The organism is Nocardia sp. FDAARGOS_372 (assembly GCF_002554515.1).
In the GTDB taxonomy this organism is placed as follows: Bacteria; Actinomycetota; Actinomycetes; order Mycobacteriales; family Mycobacteriaceae; genus Nocardia; species Nocardia farcinica.
The window spans coordinates 2,812,268-2,834,528 of record NZ_PDDW01000001.1 but is presented as its reverse complement, the minus strand read 5'-3'; the positions used below and the strand labels follow the sequence as shown (position 1 = coordinate 2,834,528).

The following is a 22,261-nucleotide window of genomic DNA, read 5'->3' as shown; positions in this document are numbered from 1 at the left end:
AGACGAGGAGGTGCGGTGACCATTCGGGTCGGAGTGCTGGGAGCACGCGGGAAAGTCGGCCAGGCGATCTGCGCGGCAGTGCGGGCGGCGGACGACCTGGAGCTGGTCGCCGAGGTCGACAAGGGCGACGCCCTGGAGACCTTCACCGAGACGGGCACCGAGGTCGTCGTCGACTTCACCCACCCCGACGTGGTGATGGGCAACCTGAAGTTCCTGGTCGAGCACGGCATCCACGCCGTCGTCGGCACCACCGGCTTCGACGCCGCGCGGCTGGACGAGGTGCGCGGCTGGCTGGCGGCGAGCCCCGCGACCGGTGTGCTGATCGCGCCGAACTTCGCCATCGGCGCGGTGCTGTCGATGCGGTTCGCCGAGCAGGCCGCCCGGTTCTTCGAGTCGGTCGAGGTCATCGAACTGCATCACCCGAACAAGGCCGACGCCCCCTCCGGCACCGCCTACCGCACCGCTGGGCTCATCGCCGAGGCCAGGAACCGCGCCGGAGTCGGCCGCAGCCCCGACGCCACCAGCACCGAACTCGAGGGCGCCCGCGGCGCCGACGTCGACGGGGTGCGGGTGCACTCGGTGCGGCTGGCCGGGCTGGTCGCCCACCAGGAGGTGCTGTTCGGCACCCAGGGGGAGACGCTGACCATCCGCCACGACTCCATCGACCGGTCCTCCTTCGCGCCCGGCGTGCTGCTCGGCGTGCGCGAGATCGGCAAGCGGCCCGGGCTCACCGTCGGACTCGACCCGTTCCTGGACCTGTGAGCACCGCGGCCGGACCCGGCGACGGCCGCGCGGTGGCCCGCATCGTCGTGTTCATCGCGGCGCTGGTGCTGGTGCTCGGCTTCTACTTCCTGTGGCTCGGGCGCATCGCGATCGGCCTGCTCACCTCCGGAGAGGGCGCGGGCATCGCCATCGGGATCGGGGTCCTGCTGTTGCCCATCGTCGGCCTGTGGGTGGTCGTCGCCTCGGTGCGCGCCGCGCTGGCGCACCAGCACCTGGCCCGCCGCATCCACGAGGAAGGCATGGAACTCGACGTCTCCGAGCTGCCGCGCCGCCCCTCCGGCCGCATCGAACGCGCCGCCGCCGACGAACTGTTCCTGCGGGTGCAGCAGGAATGGGAAGCCGACCCCGACAACTGGCGCGTCTCCTACCGCCTGGCCAGGGCCTACGACTACGCGGGCGACCGCACCCGCGCCCGCGAGACGATGCGGCGCGCGGTCGCCCTGGAACGTCTGGAACGCGAACAGAAGGGCTGACCCGATGGCGCGGCTGCTGATCGTCCACCACACCCCGTCCCCGCACTGCCAGGCCATGTTCGAGGCCGTGGTGTCCGGCGCCACCGACCCGGAGATCGAGGGCGTGGAAGTGGTCCGCCGCCCCGCCCTGTCGGTGTCCCCGACCGACGTGCTGGAAGCCGACGGATATGTGCTCGGCACCCCCGCCAACCTCGGCTACATGAGCGGCGCCCTCAAACACGCCTTCGACACCGTCTACTACCCGTGCCTCGACGCGACCCGCGGCCGTCCGTTCGGGCTGTACCTGCACGGCAACGAGGGCACCGAGGGCGCGGAGAAGGGTGTCACCTCGATCACCACCGGGCTCAGGTGGGTGAAGGCAGCCGAGTACGTGGTGGTCTCGGGAAAGCCGTCCAAGGACGATCTCGAAGCGTGCTGGGAACTCGGCGCGACGCTGGCGGCGCAGCTCATGGGGGAGTAGGTCGACGCATCACCTCCTCGCTGAACAGATTCGTTCGTGAACGGTCATACTGCAACACGACGCCGGTTTCGATCGATGTCGCTCAGTGTGGTGACGATGGGAGTGTGTCGGTGAATGCTGGTGAGGTGACGCGGCGGCGGATCGCGTTGGTCGAGGATCACGAGTCGGTGGCGATCGGGTTGGCGGCGATGCTGGCCGCGGAGCCGGATCTGGAGTTGGTGCACACGGCGCGCACCGTGGCCGAACTGCTCGACGCCGTCGGCCCGTCGCCCGATCTGGATCTGTGCGTGCTGGACCTGCGGCTGGCGGATTCCTCGCTGCCCGAGGACAACGTGCGCGCGCTGCGCGAGCGCGGGGTGGAGGTGCTGGTGTTCACCGGCGCCGAGAACGCCTATCTGGTCCGATCGGCCGCCCGCGCGGGCGTGCTCGGTGTGTTGCGCAAATCCGAGAGCGTGGCGACCGTCGTGGCGGCGGTGCGCCGGGCCGCGTCGGGGGAGCAGGTGGTGACCACCGATTGGGCCGCCGCGATCGATGGTGATCCGGAGTTGTCCGGCGTCGGGCTCAGCCCGCGGCAGGAGGAAGTGCTCACGCTGTACGCCTCGGGGGAGAAGGCGTCCCGGGTGGCGCGGCTGACCGGCCTGTCCGAGCAGACGGTGAACGACTACCTCGGGCGCATCCGCCAGAAATACGCCGACGCGGGCAGGCCGGCGCCCACCAAGACGGACCTCTACAAGCGCGCGGTCGAGGACGGCTGGCTGCCGGTGCCCGAACGCGCGCGCGGATGATCGCCACCGTCGCGGATCGCGTCCCGGCGCGGCCCGCCGGCCCGCCCCGGGCCGGCGAGGCCGCCGCGGACCGGATCACGCGGCGGCTGGCCCTGGCCGTCGGCTTGGCGGGCACCATCGCCGCGGTACTGGACTTCCCGGAGCTGCTCGAACATCGGGAGGTCGCACCGGACTGGACGGCGGCGGCCGCGGTGCTGGCCTTCGTGCTGTTCCCGGTGCTGGCCGCGGTCTCGATCGGCACGAACGTGCGGGTGGTGCGGCAGGTCGCCGGTGCGCTGGCGACCTGCTACCTGGTGGCCGCGGCGGCGGTGTCGTTCGCCTACGTCGAGCCGGAGCCCGAGCACACCGCCAGCTGGATGTTCCGGGTGTTCTCGCTGGGCGTGCTCGCGGCTTCGCTGGCCTGGCGGCCGCCGGTGTCGATCGCCTATCTGCTCGGCGGCAATGTGCTGCTCGCGGTGGGCAACCTCGCGGTGGTCGGGGACATGTCCGCGCTGTGGTATCTCGGGCTGCTGGCCCGCTCGACGGGCCTGTGCTCGCTGTTTCTGTGGTGCTCGATCTACGCGCAGGCCGGTGCGGCCCGGGTCGACCGGGAGACCGCCGAGGCGAGCGCGCGTGCCGCCCGGGCGGCGGGGGCGGCGGCCCGCGACCGGGAACGTGCCCGGTTCGCCGCGTTGATCCACGACGCCGTGCTCTCGACCCTGCTGGACGCTTCCCGGGCGGGCGCGAGTTCGCCGGTGCTGCGCGAGCAGGCCGCCCGCACCCTCGCCCAGCTCGACGGGTTGCGGGTCGGCAGTGGCGGTTCCGAGCGCTTCGACGCCGATGCCGTCGCGGGTTTCCTGACCACGGCGGTGCGGGAGGTCGATCCGGGCATCGGGGTGCTCGTGCGCAGGCCACCCGGCAGCGCGGCGCTGCACATGCCCGTGGACGCGGCGGGCACGATGGCCGCCGCGGCCGCCGAGGCGGTGCGCAACAGCGTGCGGCACGCCGGGGCCGGGGATCGGCCGGTGCACCGCGGGGTCACCGTGGAACTCGGCCCGGCCGCGGCCCGGCTGGTCCTGCGGGACAACGGCGCGGGCTTCGACCCCGCCAAGGTGCCCGCCGACCGGCTCGGCGTCGCGGTGAGCATCCTGGGCCGGATGCGCAGCCTGCCCGGCGGAGACGCCGAGCTGGCTTCGCGCCCCGGCCAGGGAACCACGGTGACGCTGTCCTGGCACGACCCGGAGCAGACGCGATGAACGCGGGCGCGGACACGGGATTGCGGGAACTGCTCGGCCTGCACGGCCGCAGCGCCTGGTACTTCCTGGCCATCCTGCAGGCCACGCTGGGGCTGTACAGCGTGCACAACTTCGGCACCGTCCGTCCGCTGCCCACGCTGGTCGCGCTGGTGCTCATCGCCGCGGCGGGCGCCGTCGTGGTCCTGGTCGAGGACGAGCCGCTGCCGTGGCGCGCGACCTGGTTCGTGCTGGTCGCCGCGATCGCCGCGACCACGCTGACCCGGCTGTTCCCACGCCCGGACCGCGAGGTCACCCCCGCGACCGTGTTCGCCGCCTCCTATGTACTGGCCATGCTGGTGCTGCGCGGTCGCCTCGGTGCGGCGTGGGGCGGGGTGGCGGGCCTGGCGCTGGCGGTCGCGGCCGCCGATCTCGCCGGGGTCGAGAGCGTGTTCTCCGCGGCCGACGTGCCGACGCTGACGGTGGCCGCGGTGACGGTCGGGGTGGCGGTGATGCGCCCCACCCAGCGTTCGCTGCGGGTGCTGCGCGAGGAGGCGACCATGCGCGCCGCCGCGGAGGCCACCATGGCCGCCGAGAACGCCGAGCGCGACCGTCAGCTCGCCGAACTGGACGAGAAGGCCCGTCCGATGCTCGAGCGCATCGCCGCGGGCGCCGACCTGGACGCCGCCGAACGCGAGCAGTGCCGACTGCTCGAAGCCGGGTTGCGCGACCGGTTGCGGGCACCGCAATTGGTCACCGAGGAGCTGTCGGCCGCGGCCTGGCAGGCGCGGGCGCGGGGTGCCGACGTGGTGCTGCTCGACGACGGCGGTTTCACCGGCGTCCCGGCGACCGTCCGCGACCGGGTGATCCGGACGGCGGTCGAGGAACTGAACACGGTCGACGCCGCCGCCGTGACCGTCCGCGTGCTACCGCCGGGCCGCCGCACCCTGGCGACGATCCTGGTGGACGGCCCCACGGCCAGCAGGCGCACCGAGATCGACCCGACCGGCAGGATCACGGTCACCGCTTGAGCGGGCAGCGGCCAAAGGCGTGCGGAGCGTGGCCGTGGGGGCCGCCGCGCTCAGGCGTAATCCGGCTCAGCCTGAGCGGGTCAGCGGCCGTAGCGGTAGCGGGAGCGTGGCCGTGGAGGCCGCCGCGCTCAGGCGAATTCGGACTGAGCCTGAGCGGGTCGGCGGCCGGTCGTGTCGGTGCCGCATGGCACAGTGCGGGTATGCGGAGGATGAGTGCGGCCGCGGCCCGGCGCACGGCGTTGGCGGCGCAGGGGTTCGGCAGGCGGCGGGGTGGCACGCCGACGCGGCGCACGGTGCTCGATGTCCTCGGCAGAACTCAACTGCTGCAATTGGATTCGGTGTCGGCGGTGGTGCGGGCCCATTACGCGCCGGTGTTCAGCCGGATCGGCGGCTACGACCGGGGGTTGCTCGACGAGGCCGCGTGGAGTCATTCGGCGCGCAAGCCGCGGCGGCTGGTCGAGTACTGGGCGCACGAGGCGGCGCTGATCCCGGTCGCGGACTGGCCGCTGATGCGGTGGCGGATGGAGAAGTACCGGCACGGCCGCTGGGCGGGCATGCGGCGGGCGCTCGAACGCAACCCCACCCTCGGCAACGACATCCTCGACGTGATCCGCGAGGCGGGCGCCTGCACCGCGGGCGAGGTGGAGCGCCATTTGGAGCTGGATCGTCCGCGCCCCAAGGGGTCCTGGTGGAATCTCAGCGACACCAAGCTCGTCTGCGAGCAGCTCTTCGCCGCCGGCGAGCTGTCCGTCGACCGCCGCGTCGGCTTCAGCCGGTACTACGACCTCACCGAACGGGTGGTACCGCCGGAGGTGTCGGCTCGCTCGGTGCCGCAGGACGAGGCCGTGCGGGAGCTGATTCTCCGGTCCGCGACCGCCCTCGGCGTCGCCACCGAGACCGACCTGCGCGACTACTACCGGCTGCACCGCTCGCAGAGCGCACCGGCGATCGCGGATCTGGTGGACGCGGGTGAGCTCGAGCCGGTGACGGTGACCGGCTGGGACAAGCCCGCCTATCTGCGCGCCGGTGCGGTGACGCCGCGGAAGGTCGAGGGCGCCGCCCTGCTGTGTCCGTTCGACCCGCTGATCTTCTTCCGGCCGCGCACCGAGCGGGTCTTCGACTTCCACTACCGCATCGAGATCTACACGCCCGAACCCCAACGGGTGTACGGCTATTACGTTTTCCCGTTCCTGCTGGACGATCAGCTCGTGGGCCGGGTCGATCTGCGCGCCGAGCGGGCGGCGGGCCGGTTGCTGGTGCCCGGCGCGTTCGTGGAGCCCGGCCACGACCCGGTGCGGGTGGCCGCCGCGCTGGCCGGATCGTTGCGCGAAATGGCCGACTGGCTGGAACTCGACGACGTGGTGATCGGCGAGCGCGGCGATCTCGCCGCCGAGCTCGCCGCGGCTCAGCCTTCCCGCTCGGGGCTGTCGCGGCCCGGGGTGTCGCGCCTGGTGCCGTAGCTGCGCATCTGCTCGCGGAGCGCGCCGTCCACGGCGCGGGAGAGCCAGGAGTTCAGCGAGACGCCGCTGGCGGCGGCGGCCTCCTCGGCCTTGGCCTTCATCTGCTCGACCAGGCGCAGGGTGACCCGGCTGATGTCGCCGGTCATCTCCTCGAAGGTCGGGGGTTCGTCGGCGGCCGGATCCTTGCGCACATCGACGACGGCGTCGGTGCCGCTCATCGAGACGTGGACGGTACGGTCGCCCAGCGTCGTGCTGACCTCGGCGGCGAGGTCGGACAGCGCCGCGAGCAGCACCAGCCGGGCCGAGTTCTCGGTGGCCGCGGCCAGCGCCGCGGCGGTGGCCTGGGTCTTCTCGTCACCCAGGGCGGCCGCCGCGATCAGGTTCTCGCGCAGCTGGGCGGTGTACTTCTCCAGATTCATGACATCAGTCTGGTGTCATGAATGACATCACACAAGGGTATTGATGATGTCATTTCGATGTCGGTCCGTCGCCGGGCGGCTCGGCGTCCGGCGTGTAGGGCGGTCACGGTGTCGAGGGCGCGCAGGGGACCGGGTAGCCTTTCTGACCATGACGAACGGTGAATCGACGCCAACGGAGCTGCGTGCGTCCGGCACGGTAGGTGTCGCGATGGTGACCCCCTTCAGTGCCGACGGCAAGCTGGATGTCGACGCCGGGGTATCGCTGGCCGCCCATCTCGTCGACCGCGGCGTCGACCTGCTCGCCATCTCCGGCACCACCGGCGAGTCGCCGACCACCACCGAGTCGGAGAAGTTCGATCTGCTGCACGCCGTCGTCGACGCCGTCGGCGACCGCGCCACCGTCATCGCGGGCGCGGGCACCTATGACACCGCCCACTCCATCGAGCTGGCCCGCAACGCCGAGCGCGCGGGCGCGCACGGCCTGCTCGTCGTCACCCCGTACTACTCCCGGCCGAGCCAGGACGGCCTCTACGCGCACTTCACCGCCGTCGCCGATGCGACCGATCTGCCGGTGACGCTCTACGACATTCCACCCAGATCGATCATTCCGATCGGCCCCGAAACCCTGCGCAGGCTCGCCGACCACCCGCGCATCGTCGCGGTGAAGGACGCCAAGGGCGACCTCAACTCCGGCGCGGACATCATCGCGCACACCAGCCTGGACTACTACTCCGGCGACGACTGCCTCAACCTGCCGTGGCTGTCCATCGGCGCGGTCGGCTTCATCAGCGTGATCGGTCACCTGGTCCCCGAGCGGCTCCGGGAGATGTACGACGCCTTCGTCGCCGGTGACGTGGTGCGCGCCCGCGAGATCAACGCGAGCCTGGTGCCGTTGAACGCCGCGATGGCCCGCCTCGGCGGCGTGTCCATGACCAAGGCCGGTTTGCGCCTGCTCGGCATCGACGTGGGCGAGCCCCGGCTGCCGCAGCTCATGCCCAACACCGCCCAACTCGATCAGCTGTCCGCGGATCTGCGGACAGCGGGGGTTCTCGTATGACCACACCGCGCCGTCCCCGCCGCACGGCGAGCCGCCCCGCCGGCGCGCCCGACCCGGCCGAACAACGCCGCGCCGCCGAAGCCGCCGCCGAGCGTGCGGAGTCGGCACGGCCCGCGGAACCGGCCGCCGAACCCGCCGCGGAACCGGCCGCCGACCGGCCCGGCGGGAGCGCCGGTGAGCCCACCGCTCCGGCGGGCACCGACCAGCCCACCGCCCCGGCCAAGGCCGAGCGGCCGGCCCGTGGCGACCGGGGCGACGCCCGTACCCAGCGTCAGGACAAGCCCGCCCGCGGCGACTCCGGTGAGGGCCGCTCCGCGGGTGGCCGCCGCTCCGGCCGTGGCGGCAGGCAGGGCCGCGGCCGCGCCGAGCAGTTGCCCGCGCAGCCGCCGGTGGTCGCGGCACAGGATCGGCTCGGCGCCCCGCCGAAGCTGCCCAAGAACGGCCTGCGGGTGTTCGCGCTCGGCGGTATCGGCGAAATCGGCCGCAACATGACGGTTTTCGAGTACGGCGGCAAGCTGCTGATCGTCGACTGTGGCGTGTTGTTCCCCGAGGACCAGCAGCCCGGTGTGGACCTGATCCTGCCCGACTTCCGGCCCATCGAGGACCGGATGGACGACATCGTCGCGATCGTGCTCACCCACGGCCACGAAGACCACATCGGCGCGGTGCCGTTCCTGCTGCGCAACCGCTCCGACATTCCGGTGCTCGGCGCGAAGTTCACCCTCGCGCTGGTCGCGGCCAAGTGCCGCGAACACCGGCTGCACCCGAAGCTGATCGAGGTGACCGAGGGCGAGACCACCTCGCACGGCCCCTTCGAATGCGAGTACTTCGCCGTCAACCACTCCATCCCGGACGCGCTGGCCGTCGCCATCCGCACCCCGGCGGGCGTCGCGCTGCACACCGGCGACATCAAGCTCGACCAGCTGCCGCTGGACGGTCGCCTCACCGATCTGGCCGGGTTCTCCCGCCTGGGCGACGAAGGCGTCGACCTGTTCCTGGTCGACTCCACCAACGCCGAGGTGCCGGGCTTCGTCACCCCCGAACGCGAGATCGGCGGCGTCCTGGACACGGTGATCGGCAAGGCCCGTGGCCGGGTGATCGTGGCGTCGTTCGCCAGCCATGTGCACCGCATCCAGCAGGTCGTGGACGTGGCTCAGAAGTACGGGCGCCGGGTGTGTTTCGTGGGCCGCTCGATGGTGCGCAACATGCAGATCGCCCAGGATCTCGGGTACTTGACGGTGCCCGACGGCGTGGTCGTCGACCTCGATGTCGCCGCGACCCTGCCCGGCGACCGCCTGGTGCTGATCTCCACCGGGTCCCAGGGCGAGCCGCTGTCGGCGCTGTCGCGGATGGCGCGCGGCGACCACCGCCAGATCAACATCCGCCCCGACGACCTGGTGGTGCTGGCGTCCTCGCTGATCCCGGGCAACGAGAACTCGGTGTTCGCGGTCGTCAACGGGCTGGCACGGCTCGGCGCCTCGGTCATCACCCAGCAGAACGCCAAGGTGCACGTCTCCGGGCACGCCTCGGCGGGCGAGCTGCTCTACCTGTACAACGCGGTGCGGCCGACGAACGCGATGCCGGTGCACGGCGAGTGGCGGCACCTGCGGGCCAACGCGGCGCTGGCCGTCGCGACCGGGGTGCCCGAGGAGCGGGTGGTGCTCGCCGAGGACGGGGTGGTCGTCGACCTGGTGGACGGGATCGCCTCGATCGTGGGCCGCGTGCCGGTCGGCCACGTCTACGTCGACGGGCTCTCGGTGGGCGATGTCGGCGAGTCGACGCTGTCCGACCGCCTCGTGCTGGGCGAGGGCGGTTTCATCTCGATCACCGTCGCCATCGACGAGACGACCGGAAAGGCCGTCAGCGCACCGGAATTGAGTGGTCGCGGGTTCTCCGACGACCCGACCGCACTGGCCGAGGCCGCCGAACTCGTGGAGGCCGAACTGCTGCGCCTGGCCGGGGAAGGCATCACCGACACCCACCGCATCGCCCAGGGTGTGCGCCGCGTGGTCGGGCGCTGGGTGGCCGACACCTACCGGCGCCGTCCGATGATCGTGCCCACCGTCATCGGGGTCTGAGTCCGTTCACGCGAAGGGCCGGGAGGCATGCCTCCCGGCCCTTTCGTCACGGCCTCCCGGCCCTCTGTCACGGCTGCTGGCTCACTGGGCCTGGCAGGCCGCCGAATCGAGCTGCGCCGAACGCACGATGTTGCAGGTGAACTGGTGCGAGACCTTCCACTGGTCGTCTTCGGCGACGAACTCCACGTAGGCGTTCTCCACCGGGCGCCCGTCGATGGTGACCTCGGCGTCGGCCTTCAGTGTGCCGTTCTGCGGCTCGCCGACGTTGGTGATCTCGACGGTCACGTTGTTGCGCTTGGCGGCGTCGACCAGCTTGTCCACCAGCTGCGGGTCGCGCTCGGCGTCCTGGATCCAGCCGATCTTCTCCTCGGCCGGGACCGAGGAGTCGAAGGCGCGGGTCAGGCGGTCGTTGAGCTCGGCGGCCGTCGGCTTGGGCAGGTTCGGCGGCGTGGTCGAGGTGGGGGCCTGGCCCTCCACCGGAGCATCCTCGTTGGTGCCTGCCTCGAACTGTCCGGCCGCGGAGGTGGTCGCGGTGGTCGAGGCGGCGGTGGTGTCGCTCTCGGAGCCGCATGCTCCGAGGGTCAGGGCGAGGGCGGTCACGGCGAGGGCCAGCGACGCCCGAAAAGTACGGTTCTTCACGTGTTTCCCCTGGATGAAGTCTGTCGCGGGCCGCGGTCGCGGCCCGCGGTCGGTGGATGCGGCGGGCGGACCTACAGCGAGTAGCCCGCGGTGCACCGCCAGTCGACGACCCAGCCGCCGGACAGCCGCGACAGCGCCGCCGAGCGGGCCGCGGTGTAGCTCGATCGGGCGGCGGCGCTCCACTGCGTGTTGGAGCTGGCGAGCACGCCGCAGCCGTTCGACCAGGACACCAGCACGCGGCAGCCGGCGCCGCAGGCGTCGACGGCGGCTTGTTCGGCGTCGGAGAAGCTGCCGTAGTTGTTGGCGATGCCGTAGGCGCCGCTGCGCGAGGTGGCGATGGCGCCGTAGTAGCCGTAGGCGGCCTGCGCGGGCGCCGCAGCCCCCAGCATCGACGCGACAGCCGCCACCATCACCGCCGTGGCGGCGAAGAACTTCTTCAAGACGAATCCCCTTCGATGAATGGTCCACGACCCGATGGACGCCCTGACAAGCTACCCACCAGCACCCCAGGAAATCCAGCGCCGCGCCGGATCGCCCGGCGTCGGGGGTGTTCCCGCCGGGTCCGGATCGGCTATGTTCGGCGCGTGAGTATGGCGCAGCGCGAACGGCGGGCACTGGTCGAGGCGATGGCCGCGGCGGGGCCGGACGCGCCCACCCTGTGCGGTGCCTGGACGGTGCGGGATCTGGCCGCGCACTTGATCGTTCGCGAGCGCAGGCCGGACGCGGCGCCCGGCATCCTGCTGCGGCCCTTCGCCGGGCATCTGCGGTCGGTGCAGGAGAAGGTCGCGGCCAGGCCGTTCCCGGACCTGCTCGAGCAGATCCGCACCGGTCCGCCCTGGTGGTCCCCGCTCAAGCCGGTGGACGCGCTGGCCAATACGAGCGAGATGTTCGTCCATCACGAGGACGTGCGCCGGGCCGCGCCGGGCTGGGAGCCGCGCGAACTGCCCGCCGCCGACGAGGACCGGCTGTGGACGCTGCTGCGCCGGATGGCCCGGATGTCGTATCGCAAGGCGCCGGTACCGGTCACGCTGGCAACCCCGGACGGCCGCAGTGTCACCGTCGGTTCCGGCGCCGCCCCGGCGGTGACGCTCACGGGCACGCCCGCCGAACTGCTGCTGCACGCCTTCGGTCGCGACCAGGTGCGGCTGGAGACCGCGGGTGATCCGGCGGCGGTCCGCGCCGTCCTCGAGACCGACCGATCGGTCTGATCAGCGCCCGGACGGCGCATTCTCCACCCGGCCGTCCCGTGATGTTCATCCCGATGAGGTGGGCGGTACTGGTGTTGCGGATGGTCTCGATGGGGCGATTGCGGCTAGCCTGGGGGCATGGCAGGTAAGTCCCGCAGCACCACGACCAGTCGGGCGCGGGCGGGATCGGCCCGGGGGCGGACGACGGCGGCACGGTCTCGCACGCCGCGCGCGAGCGGTACCCCGCGCGCGGGCGCGGCGCCCCGAGCCCGCGCCACACCGGCGCGCAAGCCCGCCCGTCGCCGGTCCGACACCGCGCCGTTGGCGGTGCTCGGCCGCGGCATCAGCGGTGGCTGGACGATGCTGGCGCGCGGTATCGGCGCCACCACCCGGACACTGAGCCGGGCCGGCGAGATCGAACACGGTCACCGCCGCGACGGCATCGCGCTGGCCCTGCTCGGCCTGAGCGGGGTGATCGCCGCGGCCGTCTGGCTCTCGGCGGGCGGGCCCATCGGACGCTGGGTGGAGGGCGTCATCCGGGCGATCTCCGGTTCCGCCTCGGCCGCACTGCCTTTCGTCGCCACCGGCATCGCGATCGTGTTGATGCGCACCGAGCCGCGCCCGGAGATCCGGCCGCGCCTGGTGCTCGGCGGCCTGCTGATCGGCTTGCCCGCCCTGGGCGTCTGGCATCTGGCCGCGGGCGCGCCGACCGATGCCGCGGGCCGCGCGCACGCGGCGGGATTCGTGGGCTACGTGCTCGGCGGCCCACTGGCCGACGGGCTCACCGCCTGGCTGGCGGTGCCGATCCTGGTGCTGGCCATCGTCTTCGGCGTCCTGCTCGTCACCGGTACCACCGTTCGCGAGGTGCCCGCCCGGCTGCGCGAGATCTTCGGCACGGCCAGCGGTGGCGACGAATACGGCGACTACGACGGCGGTTTCGACCCCATCGGCTACGACGCCGACGGTTTCCCGCTGCACCACGGCCGGTCCCGCCGCCGCGGGCGCACCCCGGAGGAGAACTACCCGCCCGACGAGTTCGCCGGGTCCGACGCCGTCACCGAGGTACTCGGCGACACGCTGCCCGGTGAGCCGCCGCTGCGCGATCCGAAGCCGATCGCCGCGAGCCCGCCCGCCGAGCCGCCCAAGCCGAAGAAGCGCCCGGCGCCGCCGGTGGCCGACCAGACCCCGCCGCCGCCCCCGGAACCGGAGTTCGTGGCCGACCGGGTGATCGAGGGCGACTACACGTTGCCGCCGATGAACCTGCTCACCGACGGCGACCCACCCAAGAAGCGCAGCGCCGCCAACGAATCGATGATCGAGGCGATCACCGAGGTGCTGGTGCAGTTCAAGATCGACGCGGCGGTCACCGGCTTCGTGCGCGGCCCGACGGTCACCCGCTACGAGGTGGAGCTCGGTCCCGGCGTGAAGGTGGAGAAGATCACCGCGCTGGCCCGCAACATCGCCTATGCGGTGGCCACCGAGAACGTGCGGTTGCTCGCGCCGATCCCCGGCAAGTCCGCGGTGGGCATCGAGGTGCCCAACGCCGATCGCGAGCTGGTGCGCCTGGCCGACGTGCTCAAGGCGCCCTCGACCCGCAACGATCACCATCCGCTGGTGATCGGCCTCGGCAAGAACATCGAGGGCGAATTCGTCTCGGCGAACCTGGCCAAGATGCCGCACCTGCTGGTCGCCGGTTCCACCGGCTCCGGCAAGTCGAGTTTCGTGAACTCGATGCTGGTCTCGCTGCTGCAGCGGGCCACCCCCGACGAGGTGCGGATGATCCTCATCGACCCGAAGATGGTCGAGCTCACCCCCTACGAGGGCATTCCGCACCTGATCACGCCCATCATCACCCAGCCGAAGAAGGCGGCCGCCGCGCTGGCCTGGCTGGTGGAGGAGATGGAGCAGCGCTACCAGGACATGCAGGCCAACAAGGTCCGCCACATCGACGACTTCAACAAGAAGGTCAAGTCCGGCGCGATCACGGCGCCGCTGGGCAGCGAGCGCGTGTACCGGCCCTACCCCTACATTCTCGCCATCGTGGACGAGCTGGCGGACCTGATGATGACCGCGCCCCGTGACGTCGAGGACGCGATCGTGCGCATCACCCAGAAGGCGCGCGCGGCGGGCATCCACCTGGTGCTGGCCACCCAGCGCCCCTCGGTGGACGTGGTGACCGGCCTCATCAAGACGAACGTGCCTTCCCGGCTGGCGTTCGCGACCTCCTCGCTCACCGACTCGCGCGTCATCCTGGATCAGCCCGGCGCGGAGAAGCTGATCGGCATGGGCGACGGCCTGTTCCTGCCGATGGGCGCGAGCAAGCCCACCCGTCTGCAGGGCGCCTTCATCAGCGACGAGGAGATCCACGCCGTCGTCGAGTTCACCAAGAACCAGGCCGAGCCCGAGTACCAGGAGGGCGTCACCGCGGCCAAGGCGGGGGAGAAGAAGGACGTCGACCCCGACATCGGCGACGACCTCGACCTGCTGCTCCAGGCCGTGGAATTGGTGGTCACCTCGCAGTTCGGTTCCACCTCGATGCTGCAACGCAAACTGCGGGTGGGCTTCGCCAAGGCCGGCCGGCTCATGGACCTCATGGAGACCCGCGGCGTGGTCGGGCCCAGCGAGGGCTCCAAGGCGCGCGACGTGCTGGTCAAGCCGGACGAACTCGACGGGCTGCTCTACTCCATCCGCGGCGGCGGCCCCGCCGAGGGCGGCGCGGACGGCGAATAGTCGCTCACCACAGGTCCCCCGGGTGGGCCAGCGCGTCCAGCACCAGGGCGGCCCCCGCCACGGCGAACAGGACGCGCACCGACGGTGGCCCGAACCGGGTGATGCCGCGCACGATCGCGCGATACGCGCGGCGCGCGCCCACGGTGCGGCGCGTGGCCAGCACCAGGACGAGCACCGGTGGCAGCAGCGCGATCACGCCGTAGACCGGCAGGATCACCGGCCACAGCGCGGTGCCGTGCGCCGAGAGCATCGCCAGGCCCGCCAGATACGGCACCGAGGTGGCCGACTGGACGATGCCGATCGCCAGTCCCGTGGCGGCGAGAACCGCTGGGCGGCCGCGTAATTCGACCGCCCAGCGGGGCGGCGTGCGCTCGCCGGTCGACGGCAGCGCCGCCAGCACCAGCAGAATCGTCCCCGCGGCCAGCTCACCCCGGTAGCGGATGGCGGGGGTGAGCCGGAAGTCGACCAGGTCGGTGAGCCAGCCGATGCCGAGCACCGTGCAGACCCCGAACGCCACCGTCGTCACGAAAACCCCGGCGAGGAAACTCGCCCCGCCCGGCACCGGCGAGCGCCTGCGCAACCGGCTGTCGTACACCACCGCCGCCGTCACACCGACCAGCAGCAGGTCCAGCGAATCGAGAAAGGCGAACCCCGCCAGCGCGGGCAACAGCGTCAACATGGCCTGTCCGAACATACGCTGTGTCCCATGCGCAGCCATCTCCCCACCGACGTCGCCGCCACCATCGATCGCGTCTTCGGCGCGCGCGGGGCGGCCTGGCTCGCCGGGCTCGACGACGTCGTGGCCGAGCGCTGTGCCGAATGGGAGCTGACCGTGACCGGGCCCGGGTTCGGTGGGGGGACGCACTCCTATGTGGCGCCGGTGCGGCGGGCGGACGGGTCCGACGCGGTGCTGAAGGTGCCCGTGGTGGACGAGGAGAACGTCGGTGAACCGACCGGGTTGGCCTGCTACGACGGCGACGGCGCGGTCCGGTTGTACGCCTTCGATCCCGGCACCGGTGCCATGCTGCTCGAACGGGCGCGGCCCGGCACCGAACTGCTGACCCAGCCGGGCTTCCCGAGCCTGGAGGGCAGGCCGGAGCACCGGGATCGGATCGAGCTGGCGTGCCGGCTGTACCGTCGCCTGCGCCGTCCGCCCGCCGAACTGCCCGCCGGATTCCCGCCGCTGCCCGCGGCACTCGACATGGTCGCCGGGTGGACCGCGGCGTTGCGCAGGCCGGCGGCCGGTTTCGCCGAGGTGCTCGGACCGCGGCTGCGCGCCGACGCGCTGGACTGGTGTGCGCGCCTGGCCGAACCGGACGGGCCGCTGCTGGTGGTCAACCGCGACACCCACCTGGGCAACATCGTGGCGGCCGAGCGGGAGCCGTGGCTGCTCATCGACCCGAAGTCCTACCTCGGCGAGGCCGCCTTCGACGCAGGCTTCCTGATCATGATCCAGGTGCAGAGCGCGCCCGAGCCCGCGCACGCCGCCGCGGTCGTCGCGCGCACGGCGGACTGGCTCGGCATCGATCCCGAGCGGGCCCGGGGCTGGGCCTTCCTGCGGGCGGTCGAGGAGATCGCGTGGGCGATCGAGGACGACGAGCCGGACCTGCTGCGGCTGCACCGGGCGGTGGCGCAGGCGCTGTCCGGGGGCGGCCGCGCCGCTGTGTAATCATGGCAACACACCCGCAAAGCCGACAGAACCAGACAAATCCGGCATGATGGCTGACATGACCGTCGAACGGAGTTCCGCATGCAGGTGAGCGCGCTCGAGTGGGTGGTCACCATCGCGGTGATCATCGGGCTCTTCGTCTTCGACTTCTACGCCCACGTGCGCACCCCCCACGAACCCACCTTCCGGGAGTCCGGCTTCTGGTCGGCGGTGTACATCGGCCTGGCACTCGCCTTCGGCGGCTACGTGTGGTGGCGGTGGGGCTCGACCTACGGCGGGGAGTACTACGCCGGTTTCGTCACCGAGAAGGCGCTCTCGGTGGACAACCTGTTCGTCTTCCTCATCATCATGAGCACCTTCGCCGTGCCGCGGATCTACCAGCAGAAGGTGCTGTTGATCGGCATCGTGCTCGCCCTGGTGATGCGCGGTGCGTTCATCGCCGTCGGTGCCGCCGCGATCAGCGCCTTCAGCTGGGTGTTCTACCTGTTCGGCGCCTTCCTCATCTACACCGCGATCAAGCTGATGCGCGAGAGCGGCCACGAGGTGGAGGCCGAGGAGAAACGCGACAGCCGCATCGTCACCCTCGTCAAGAAGGTGGTGCCCACCACCCAGGAGTACGACGGCGACCGGCTCGTCACCCGGGTGGACGGCACGCGCGCGCTCACCCCGCTGGCCCTGGCGCTGCTGGCCATCGGCTTCGCCGACCTGCTCTTCGCGCTGGACTCGATCCCCGCGATCTACGGCCTCACCGAGCAGCCGTACCTGGTGTTCACCGCCAACGCCTTCGCGCTGATGGGCCTGCGCCAGCTCTACTTCCTGATCGGCGGCCTGCTCGACCGGCTGGTGTACCTGTCCTACGGCCTGGCCGCGATCCTGGCCTTCATCGGCGTGAAGCTGGTGCTGCACGCGCTGCACGAGAACACCCTGCCGTTCGTCAACGGCGGCGAGCACGTGAGCGTGCCGGAGATCTCCACGCCGCTCTCGCTGAGTGTCATCCTCGGCGTGCTGGTCGTGGCCACGGTGGCCAGCCTGATCAAGACGCGCGGCCAGTCCGCGGTGCGCTCGCGCGTCGGCGAGGACCGGTGACCGAAGCCGGTCACCGCTCGCTCAGTCGGTGAACGCGCCGAGTACCGGCAGCCATTCGTCGATGCGCACCGCGTCGATGAGCTGCTCGCGGGCGAAGGGGTCGTCGGCGAGCAGGGCGCGCAGCTCCTCGGCGCTCTCGGCGCGGAACAGCAGCAGCGCGCCCGATCCGTCGGTGTAGGGGCCGCTGGTGACCAGCGCGCCCGCGGTCAGCTGGTCGGCCAGCCAGGCGCGATGGCGCGGGCGATGGGTGTCGCGGCCCGGCACGGTGGCCTCGGAGTAGGTGTAGTGGACGGCGAAGAACGGCACGGGCTGGTCACTCCTGGCTGTGATCGAGCGGGGTCTGATCGAACGGGCGAGCGCTGGGCGCTCAGAGGGTCAGCAACATCCTGGTGTTGCCGAGCGTGTTGGGTTTCACATAACTGAGGTCGAGGAACTCGGCCACGCCGGTGTCGTAGGACCGGCACATCTCCGCGTACACCTCGGCGGTCACCGGCGTCCCGTCGATCTCCACGAACCCGTGCCTGGCGAAGAACTCCACCTCGAAGGTCAGCACGAACAGCCTGCGCAGCTCCAGTTCCCTGGCCACCTCGATCAGGCGCTGCACGATCAGCCTGCCCACCCCGCGGCCCTTGACGTCGGGATGCACGGCCACGGTGCGCACCTCGCCCAGATCGGCCCACAGCACGTGCAGGGCGCCGCAGCCGACCACCCGGCCGTCCAGCTCCGCCACCCAGAACTCCTGGACCGCCTCGTAAAGGGTGACCAGGCTCTTCTCCAGCAGGATGCGACCGGCGTACACGTCCACCAGGCGCTTGATCTCGGGCACGTCCGAGGTACGGGCGCGTCGCACGAGCGGGACGGAGCCGGGCGCGGCCGGGGCCGCGCCGGTGGGCGCGTCGCTGGTCGAACCACCTAGTGGTCCCCGAGAGGTCATGGGGTGCACAGTAGTCGGCCGGGTTACCGATAGTCTGAACGTGTGCCGCACATCCTGTCGTTCCGCTCACCGCATCGCGCCGGGGCAGCGCAACCGCAGGCTGTGACGCCGCGGGCGTCGCGCGGGAGCGAGGTTTCCGCGTGATCGAGGGCCGTCACGCCGATACGGCGATGTCGCGCCCCGGCCCTGATCAGGTGCCGGGGCGCCCCGGTTTCGTCGCGGCTCCCTCGGAAGCGGCGGTGCCCGTCCTCAACGTCGCGAACGTGCTGACGATGGCCCGCATCGCGATCGTTCCGGTGTTCGTGCTCGCGCTGTTCGCCGGTGGCGGGCACGACACGGGCTGGCGGATCGGTGCCGCCGCGCTGTTCGGCCTGGCCGCCATCACCGACCGCTTCGATGGGCAACTGGCCCGCAAATACGGGCTGGTCACCGACTTCGGCAAGCTGGCCGACCCCATCGCGGACAAGGCCCTCATCGGCGCGTCGCTGATCGGCCTGTCGGCGCTCGGTGACCTGCCGTGGTGGATCACGCTGGTGATCATCGCCAGAGAACTCGGGGTCACGCTGCTGCGGCTGGTGGTGGTGCGGCGCGGGGTGATCCCGGCCGGCCGCGGCGGCAAGCTGAAGACGCTGGTGCAGTCGGTCGCCATCGCCGTGCTGCTGCTGCCCCTCGCGGGCGGATTCGCGACGGCGGGAATGATCCTGATGTACGTGGCGCTGGTGCTGACGGTGGTGACCGGACTCGACTACGTGGGCCAGGCGGCGCGGGTGTGGTTCGCCGGTGGCACGCATCGGACCCGCGGCGCATGAGCGGGGCGGATGTGTCCGAACCGGCGGCCGTGCCCGACCCGCTCGCGGGGGACGCCCCGGTCGCCGAGCTGGTACGGGCCTTGCGGGCCGCGGGCCAGACGGTCGCCACGGCCGAGTCGCTCACCGCGGGCCTGCTCAGCGCCACCCTGGCGGGCGTGCCGGGTGCCAGCGCCGTACTGCGCGGTGGCCTGGTGGTGTACGCCACCGACCTCAAGCACACCCTGGCCGGGGTGAGCGCGGAGTTGCTCGCGACGGAGGGGCCGGTCGCGGCCAGCACCGCCGAACAGCTCGCCGTCGGTGCCCGCGCCCGCTGCGGGTCGGACTGGGGCGTCGGCCTCACCGGCGTCGCCGGACCCGACACCCAGGGCGGGCACCCGGTGGGGACGGTGTTCCTCGGGCTGTCCGGGCCGTGGCACACCGAGGTCATGCGGTTGCGGCTGGCCGGACAGCGGTGGACCATCAGACACACCGCGGCCCAGCGCGCGGTGGCGGAGCTGCTGCGGTGCGTCCGGAGCGGTTGAGAACGCTCGGGACGCTCCGCCGGAGTTCGCCGGGCGGGAACCACCGCGCGCCGCGGGACGTTGTGCCAGAAAGAGCGGTGCGCGCCAGGCGAGGCTGCCGGAGCGGGCACGGTGATCGGGAGCGAAGGAGATCGAGATGACGCTGCTGCGAGAGGCGATCGGCGACAGTCTGCGGCGTGCACGTCTCGCCCAGCACCGGACCCTGCGTGAGGTCTCCACCTCGGCGCGCGTGAGCCTGGGGTATCTGTCGGAGGTCGAACGGGGTCGCAAGGAGGCGTCGAGCGAATTGCTCGCCGCCATCTGCGACGCGCTGGACGTGCCGCTGTCGCGGGTGCTGTGGGACGTGAGCACGATCATGGCCGGGACGGACGCGGTGCCGGTCGAGGAACCGGCCGCGACCGAACCCACCCCGCACGAGGAGGCCGCGACCGCCGGACAGGACGCCCCCGTCGGCGAACCCGCCGGTGCGACCATGTCGGCCGCGGGCGCCGTCCGCCCGCAGATCGACGAGGACACCCGCATCGTGATTCCCGCCCCCACGGCGGACATGCTGGTGCTGGTGAAGAGCAACTGAGCCCGCGCAACCGGTGACCCGGCCGTCGTCTTCACTGGGGGCGGACGCCGAAAGCGGCTAGATTCTGTAGTAAGCGTCGGTTGGGCCGGCCGGTCCGGTCCAGGTGCCGCATCGTGGAGGATAAGGACAACCGGGTGCGCGAGGGTCGCGTGCCCTGGCCGCGTCAAGCGGTACATCAGATGGAGGCGGGATCAATCGATGGCTAATCCGTTCGTCAAGGCCTGGAAGTACCTGATGGCCCTCTTCGACTCCAAGATCGAGGAGCACGCGGATCCGAAGGTGCAGATCCAGCAGGCTATCGAGGAAGCCCAGCGCCAGCACCAGGCCCTCTCGCAGCAGGCCGCGTCGGTCATCGGCAACCAGCGCCAGCTGGAGATGAAGCTCAACCGGCAGCTCGACGAGGTCGAGAAGCTCAACGCCAACGCCCGCCAGGCCGTCATGCTCGCCGACCAGGCCAGCGCCGCGGGCGACACCGAGAAGGCGATCCAGTACACCAACGCCGCCGAGGCGTTCGCCGCGCAGCTGGTCACCGCCGAGCAGGCCGTCGAGGACCTCAAGGTGCTGCACGACCAGTCGCTGCAGGCCGCCGCCCAGGCCAAGAAGGCGGTGGAGCAGAACGCGATGCTGCTGCAGCAGAAGGTCGCCGAGCGCACCAAGCTGCTCAGCCAGCTCGAGCAGGCCAAGATGCAGGAGCAGGTCTCGGCCTCGCTGCAGCAGATGGACTCCACACTGTCGGCGCCCGGCAGCACGCCCAGCCTGGACGCGGTCCGCGAGAAGATCGAGCGCCGCTACGCCAATGCCCTCGGCGCCGCCGAGCTGGCCCAGAACTCGGTGCAGGGCCGGATGATGGAGGTCCAGCAGGCCAGCGTGCAGATGGCCGGCCACAGCAGGCTCGAGCAGATCCGCGCCTCCATGCGTGGCGAGTCGCTGCCCGCCGGTGGCGCCAACCCCGCGATCAATCCCGCCCAGGCCGACCCGGCGCAGGCCCAGCCCCAGATGAACAAGGGCCAGACCGCCCAGCAGTGAGACCCGCGATCCGGTGAGCCGTCGGTGCCCTCGGTCGCGACAGGTGTGAGGAAACAGATGAGCCGCAAGCGAATTCCCGCCGCGTCCGCGCCCGCACCGTACGGTACGCCGCAGGCGGGGACCCTGCCCGAAACGCTGCGCGACATGGGCGAGTACGCCCTCGTCGCGGTGCGCCGCTGGGCCGACCCGCGCGAGCGCGAACTGCGCAGGCGCAGGCGTGCCCGCAGGCGCAGTGTCCAGCTGGGCACGGTCTCCGGCCTGACGACGGTCGGCACCCTCGGCCTGGTCGTGGTCTCCGCGCCGGTGTGGGCGGTACTCGCCCTGGGCGGCGGTGCGATCGCCGCGGTCACCGGCGCCGCTGTCAGCACCCGCCGGTACCTGCGCATGCGCGGCGCCCCGCTGCCGCAGCCGCGCTTCCAGCCCCGCCGGCAGCCGCCGCTGCGTTCGGCCGCCCGCGCGCCCATCGCCCGCCTGGTCCGGGCGGAGCGGGCGATGCACGGCGTCACCACCCAGATCGCCGCAGGTCGTCGACTCCCGCCCGACGAACTGGTCGAGATGGTGGAGACCGCCGCCTCCGGTGCCGCCGCACTGCACGCGCTGGCCGCCGACATCGTGCAGATGGAGCAGGCGCTCGACGTGATCGGCCGGGGCAACCCGCAGGCCGCGGCGGCGCTGGCCGAGTCCACCCGCGGCGCGCTGGCCCGCCTCGAGGCCGGTGTGGGCGAATACGAGCAGGTGCTCGCCGCCGCCGGACATGTGCTGGCGGTACCCGAGAGTTCGGTGGTCACCTATCAATTCGAGGGCATCGTGGCCGACCTGCGCCACGCCGCCGACCGGCTGGACGGCTGGGCGCAAGCGCTCACCGAGATCGCCGACCGTCCCGTCCTGGACACCGCGCGGTCGCGGGTCCGCTGACCCCCGGCCGCCACCCACCGCGTCGCCCCGCGGCTCGGGGTGAACCCTGATTTCCACCCGGATATCGCCGTTGACCTGCTGATTTCCCGCCTTCGGGCTGCCAGGCTGGACGTATCGGGTCGCCGGACGGGCGATCGGAGGAGACATCCAGGAGGCTGGAAATGCTGTGGAAGATCATCGGTGTCGTGGCGGTCGTCTGGATCGCACTGGCCGTCATCGGTGCGCTGATCAAGGGGCTGTTCCCGATCCTGGTGATCAGCGCCCTCGTCTTCGGCGCGTACCTGCTGTACAAGGCGATCTCCGGTGCCGACCGCTCGACCGTCGACAAGTTGTAGCGCGAACGAGCCGTAGCGCGACGAGCAGTGGCGCGACGAGCAGTGGCGCGACGAGCAGTGGCGACGAAAAACCAACGGG

General features: G+C 71.7%; 25 protein-coding genes. 19 read left to right on the top strand and 6 right to left on the bottom strand.

All coding sequences use genetic code 11. The features are described 5' to 3' along the window. Positions 1-15: 15 nt before the first annotated feature. From dapB to CRM89_RS13650, 7 genes are all read left to right on the top strand, one after another. Entirely contained in the window at positions 16-762 is a 747-nt protein-coding gene (gene dapB / locus CRM89_RS13680; RefSeq protein ID WP_098084245.1) for a 4-hydroxy-tetrahydrodipicolinate reductase, read from the top strand. Beyond that, complete coding sequence (locus tag CRM89_RS13675; protein WP_098084243.1) at positions 759-1,256, top strand: hypothetical protein; 498 nt, start codon at positions 759-761, stop codon at positions 1,254-1,256. The genes dapB and CRM89_RS13675 overlap by 4 nt, the downstream gene beginning before the upstream one ends. 4 nt (positions 1,257-1,260) lie before the next feature. Then, on the top strand, positions 1,261-1,716 hold the full coding sequence (locus CRM89_RS13670; protein ID WP_098084239.1) for a flavodoxin family protein: 456 nt from the start codon (positions 1,261-1,263) through the stop codon (positions 1,714-1,716). A 104-nt stretch (positions 1,717-1,820) separates the two neighbouring features. Further along, the gene (locus CRM89_RS13665) at positions 1,821-2,501 is read left to right on the top strand and encodes a response regulator transcription factor (RefSeq protein ID WP_229434762.1); all 681 of its coding nucleotides are present in this window, start codon (positions 1,821-1,823) and stop codon (positions 2,499-2,501) included. Further along, positions 2,498-3,736: an ATP-binding protein gene (locus CRM89_RS13660; RefSeq protein WP_098084237.1), complete on the top strand. Its 1,239-nt coding sequence runs from the start codon at positions 2,498-2,500 to the stop codon at positions 3,734-3,736. Before CRM89_RS13665 ends, CRM89_RS13660 begins: the two co-directional genes overlap by 4 nt. Then, positions 3,733-4,743: a hypothetical protein gene (locus tag CRM89_RS13655; protein ID WP_098084235.1), complete on the top strand. Its 1,011-nt coding sequence runs from the start codon at positions 3,733-3,735 to the stop codon at positions 4,741-4,743. Before CRM89_RS13660 ends, CRM89_RS13655 begins: the two co-directional genes overlap by 4 nt. Before the next feature lie 200 nt (positions 4,744-4,943). Next, positions 4,944-6,203, top strand: coding sequence for a winged helix-turn-helix domain-containing protein (locus CRM89_RS13650; protein WP_011210404.1), 1,260 nt, complete (start codon positions 4,944-4,946; stop codon positions 6,201-6,203). Here the strand turns inward: CRM89_RS13650 and CRM89_RS13645 are convergent. Further along, a complete protein-coding gene (locus CRM89_RS13645) occupies positions 6,149-6,622 on the bottom strand; it encodes a toxin-antitoxin system HicB family antitoxin (RefSeq protein WP_098084233.1) in 474 nt (157 codons plus the stop codon). The two genes, CRM89_RS13650 and CRM89_RS13645, sit on opposite strands and share 55 nt — an antisense overlap. A gap of 148 nt (positions 6,623-6,770) precedes the next feature. Between CRM89_RS13645 and dapA the strand changes: the two genes are divergently transcribed. Next, on the top strand, positions 6,771-7,679 hold the full coding sequence (dapA, locus tag CRM89_RS13640; protein WP_011210402.1) for a 4-hydroxy-tetrahydrodipicolinate synthase: 909 nt from the start codon (positions 6,771-6,773) through the stop codon (positions 7,677-7,679). Next, positions 7,676-9,757, top strand: coding sequence for a ribonuclease J (locus CRM89_RS13635; RefSeq protein ID WP_011210401.1), 2,082 nt, complete (start codon positions 7,676-7,678; stop codon positions 9,755-9,757). The genes dapA and CRM89_RS13635 overlap by 4 nt, the downstream gene beginning before the upstream one ends. A gap of 81 nt (positions 9,758-9,838) precedes the next feature. Here CRM89_RS13635 and CRM89_RS13630 read toward each other — a convergent pair whose 3' ends face one another. Together CRM89_RS13630 and CRM89_RS13625 are read right to left on the bottom strand one after the other, a co-directional pair. Next, positions 9,839-10,396 (bottom strand): hypothetical protein, encoded by a 558-nt coding sequence (locus CRM89_RS13630; protein ID WP_011210400.1) that lies wholly within the window; start codon positions 10,394-10,396, stop codon positions 9,839-9,841. A 71-nt stretch (positions 10,397-10,467) separates the two neighbouring features. Then, positions 10,468-10,836 (bottom strand): DUF4189 domain-containing protein, encoded by a 369-nt coding sequence (locus CRM89_RS13625; RefSeq protein ID WP_041560269.1) that lies wholly within the window; start codon positions 10,834-10,836, stop codon positions 10,468-10,470. A 144-nt stretch (positions 10,837-10,980) separates the two neighbouring features. Between CRM89_RS13625 and CRM89_RS13620 the strand changes: the two genes are divergently transcribed. Beyond that, positions 10,981-11,604: a TIGR03085 family metal-binding protein gene (locus tag CRM89_RS13620; protein ID WP_011210398.1), complete on the top strand. Its 624-nt coding sequence runs from the start codon at positions 10,981-10,983 to the stop codon at positions 11,602-11,604. 117 nt (positions 11,605-11,721) lie between these two features. Further along, positions 11,722-14,313 (top strand): DNA translocase FtsK, encoded by a 2,592-nt coding sequence (locus CRM89_RS13615; protein WP_060589698.1) that lies wholly within the window; start codon positions 11,722-11,724, stop codon positions 14,311-14,313. A gap of 4 nt (positions 14,314-14,317) precedes the next feature. On the opposite strand, the gene CRM89_RS13610 is transcribed toward CRM89_RS13615, so the two are convergent. After that, positions 14,318-14,992, bottom strand: coding sequence for a GAP family protein (locus tag CRM89_RS13610; RefSeq protein WP_060593209.1), 675 nt, complete (start codon positions 14,990-14,992; stop codon positions 14,318-14,320). Positions 14,993-15,019: 27 nt separating this feature from the next. Between CRM89_RS13610 and CRM89_RS13605 the strand changes: the two genes are divergently transcribed. Together CRM89_RS13605 and CRM89_RS13600 are read left to right on the top strand one after the other, a co-directional pair. Then, a complete protein-coding gene (locus CRM89_RS13605) occupies positions 15,020-15,982 on the top strand; it encodes an aminoglycoside phosphotransferase family protein (protein ID WP_098084232.1) in 963 nt (320 codons plus the stop codon). Between the two features lie 81 nt (positions 15,983-16,063). Next, the gene (locus CRM89_RS13600) at positions 16,064-17,068 is read left to right on the top strand and encodes a TerC family protein (protein ID WP_011210394.1); all 1,005 of its coding nucleotides are present in this window, start codon (positions 16,064-16,066) and stop codon (positions 17,066-17,068) included. Positions 17,069-17,089: 21 nt separating this feature from the next. Here the strand turns inward: CRM89_RS13600 and CRM89_RS13595 are convergent, their stop codons facing one another. Both CRM89_RS13595 and CRM89_RS13590 read right to left on the bottom strand, forming a co-directional pair. Then, positions 17,090-17,374 carry a YciI family protein gene (locus tag CRM89_RS13595; RefSeq protein ID WP_011210393.1) on the bottom strand — a complete coding sequence of 95 codons (285 nt, stop codon included), beginning with the start codon at positions 17,372-17,374 and terminating at the stop codon, positions 17,090-17,092. A gap of 61 nt (positions 17,375-17,435) precedes the next feature. Next, complete coding sequence (locus CRM89_RS13590; RefSeq protein WP_011210392.1) at positions 17,436-18,002, bottom strand: amino-acid N-acetyltransferase; 567 nt, start codon at positions 18,000-18,002, stop codon at positions 17,436-17,438. Between the two features lie 170 nt (positions 18,003-18,172). Here CRM89_RS13590 and pgsA point away from each other — a divergent pair, with 170 nt between their 5' ends. The 6 genes from pgsA (at position 18,173) to CRM89_RS30955 (ending at position 22,182) form a co-directional block, all read left to right on the top strand. Continuing rightward, positions 18,173-18,811 (top strand): CDP-diacylglycerol--glycerol-3-phosphate 3-phosphatidyltransferase, encoded by a 639-nt coding sequence (gene pgsA, locus CRM89_RS13585; RefSeq protein WP_041560267.1) that lies wholly within the window; start codon positions 18,173-18,175, stop codon positions 18,809-18,811. A 29-nt stretch (positions 18,812-18,840) separates the two neighbouring features. Next, the gene (locus CRM89_RS13580) at positions 18,841-19,332 is read left to right on the top strand and encodes a CinA family protein (RefSeq protein ID WP_041561198.1); all 492 of its coding nucleotides are present in this window, start codon (positions 18,841-18,843) and stop codon (positions 19,330-19,332) included. 136 nt (positions 19,333-19,468) lie between these two features. Then, complete coding sequence (locus tag CRM89_RS13575) at positions 19,469-19,906, top strand: helix-turn-helix domain-containing protein (RefSeq protein WP_011210389.1); 438 nt, start codon at positions 19,469-19,471, stop codon at positions 19,904-19,906. A 198-nt stretch (positions 19,907-20,104) separates the two neighbouring features. Further along, entirely contained in the window at positions 20,105-20,932 is an 828-nt protein-coding gene (locus tag CRM89_RS13570; RefSeq protein WP_011210388.1) for a PspA/IM30 family protein, read from the top strand. 57 nt (positions 20,933-20,989) lie between these two features. Beyond that, on the top strand, positions 20,990-21,847 hold the full coding sequence (locus tag CRM89_RS13565) for a hypothetical protein (protein ID WP_220276232.1): 858 nt from the start codon (positions 20,990-20,992) through the stop codon (positions 21,845-21,847). 161 nt (positions 21,848-22,008) lie between these two features. Continuing rightward, positions 22,009-22,182, top strand: a complete 174-nt coding sequence (locus CRM89_RS30955) for a hypothetical protein (protein WP_011210386.1) — start codon at positions 22,009-22,011, stop codon at positions 22,180-22,182. The last annotated feature ends 79 nt before the right edge of the window (positions 22,183-22,261 follow it).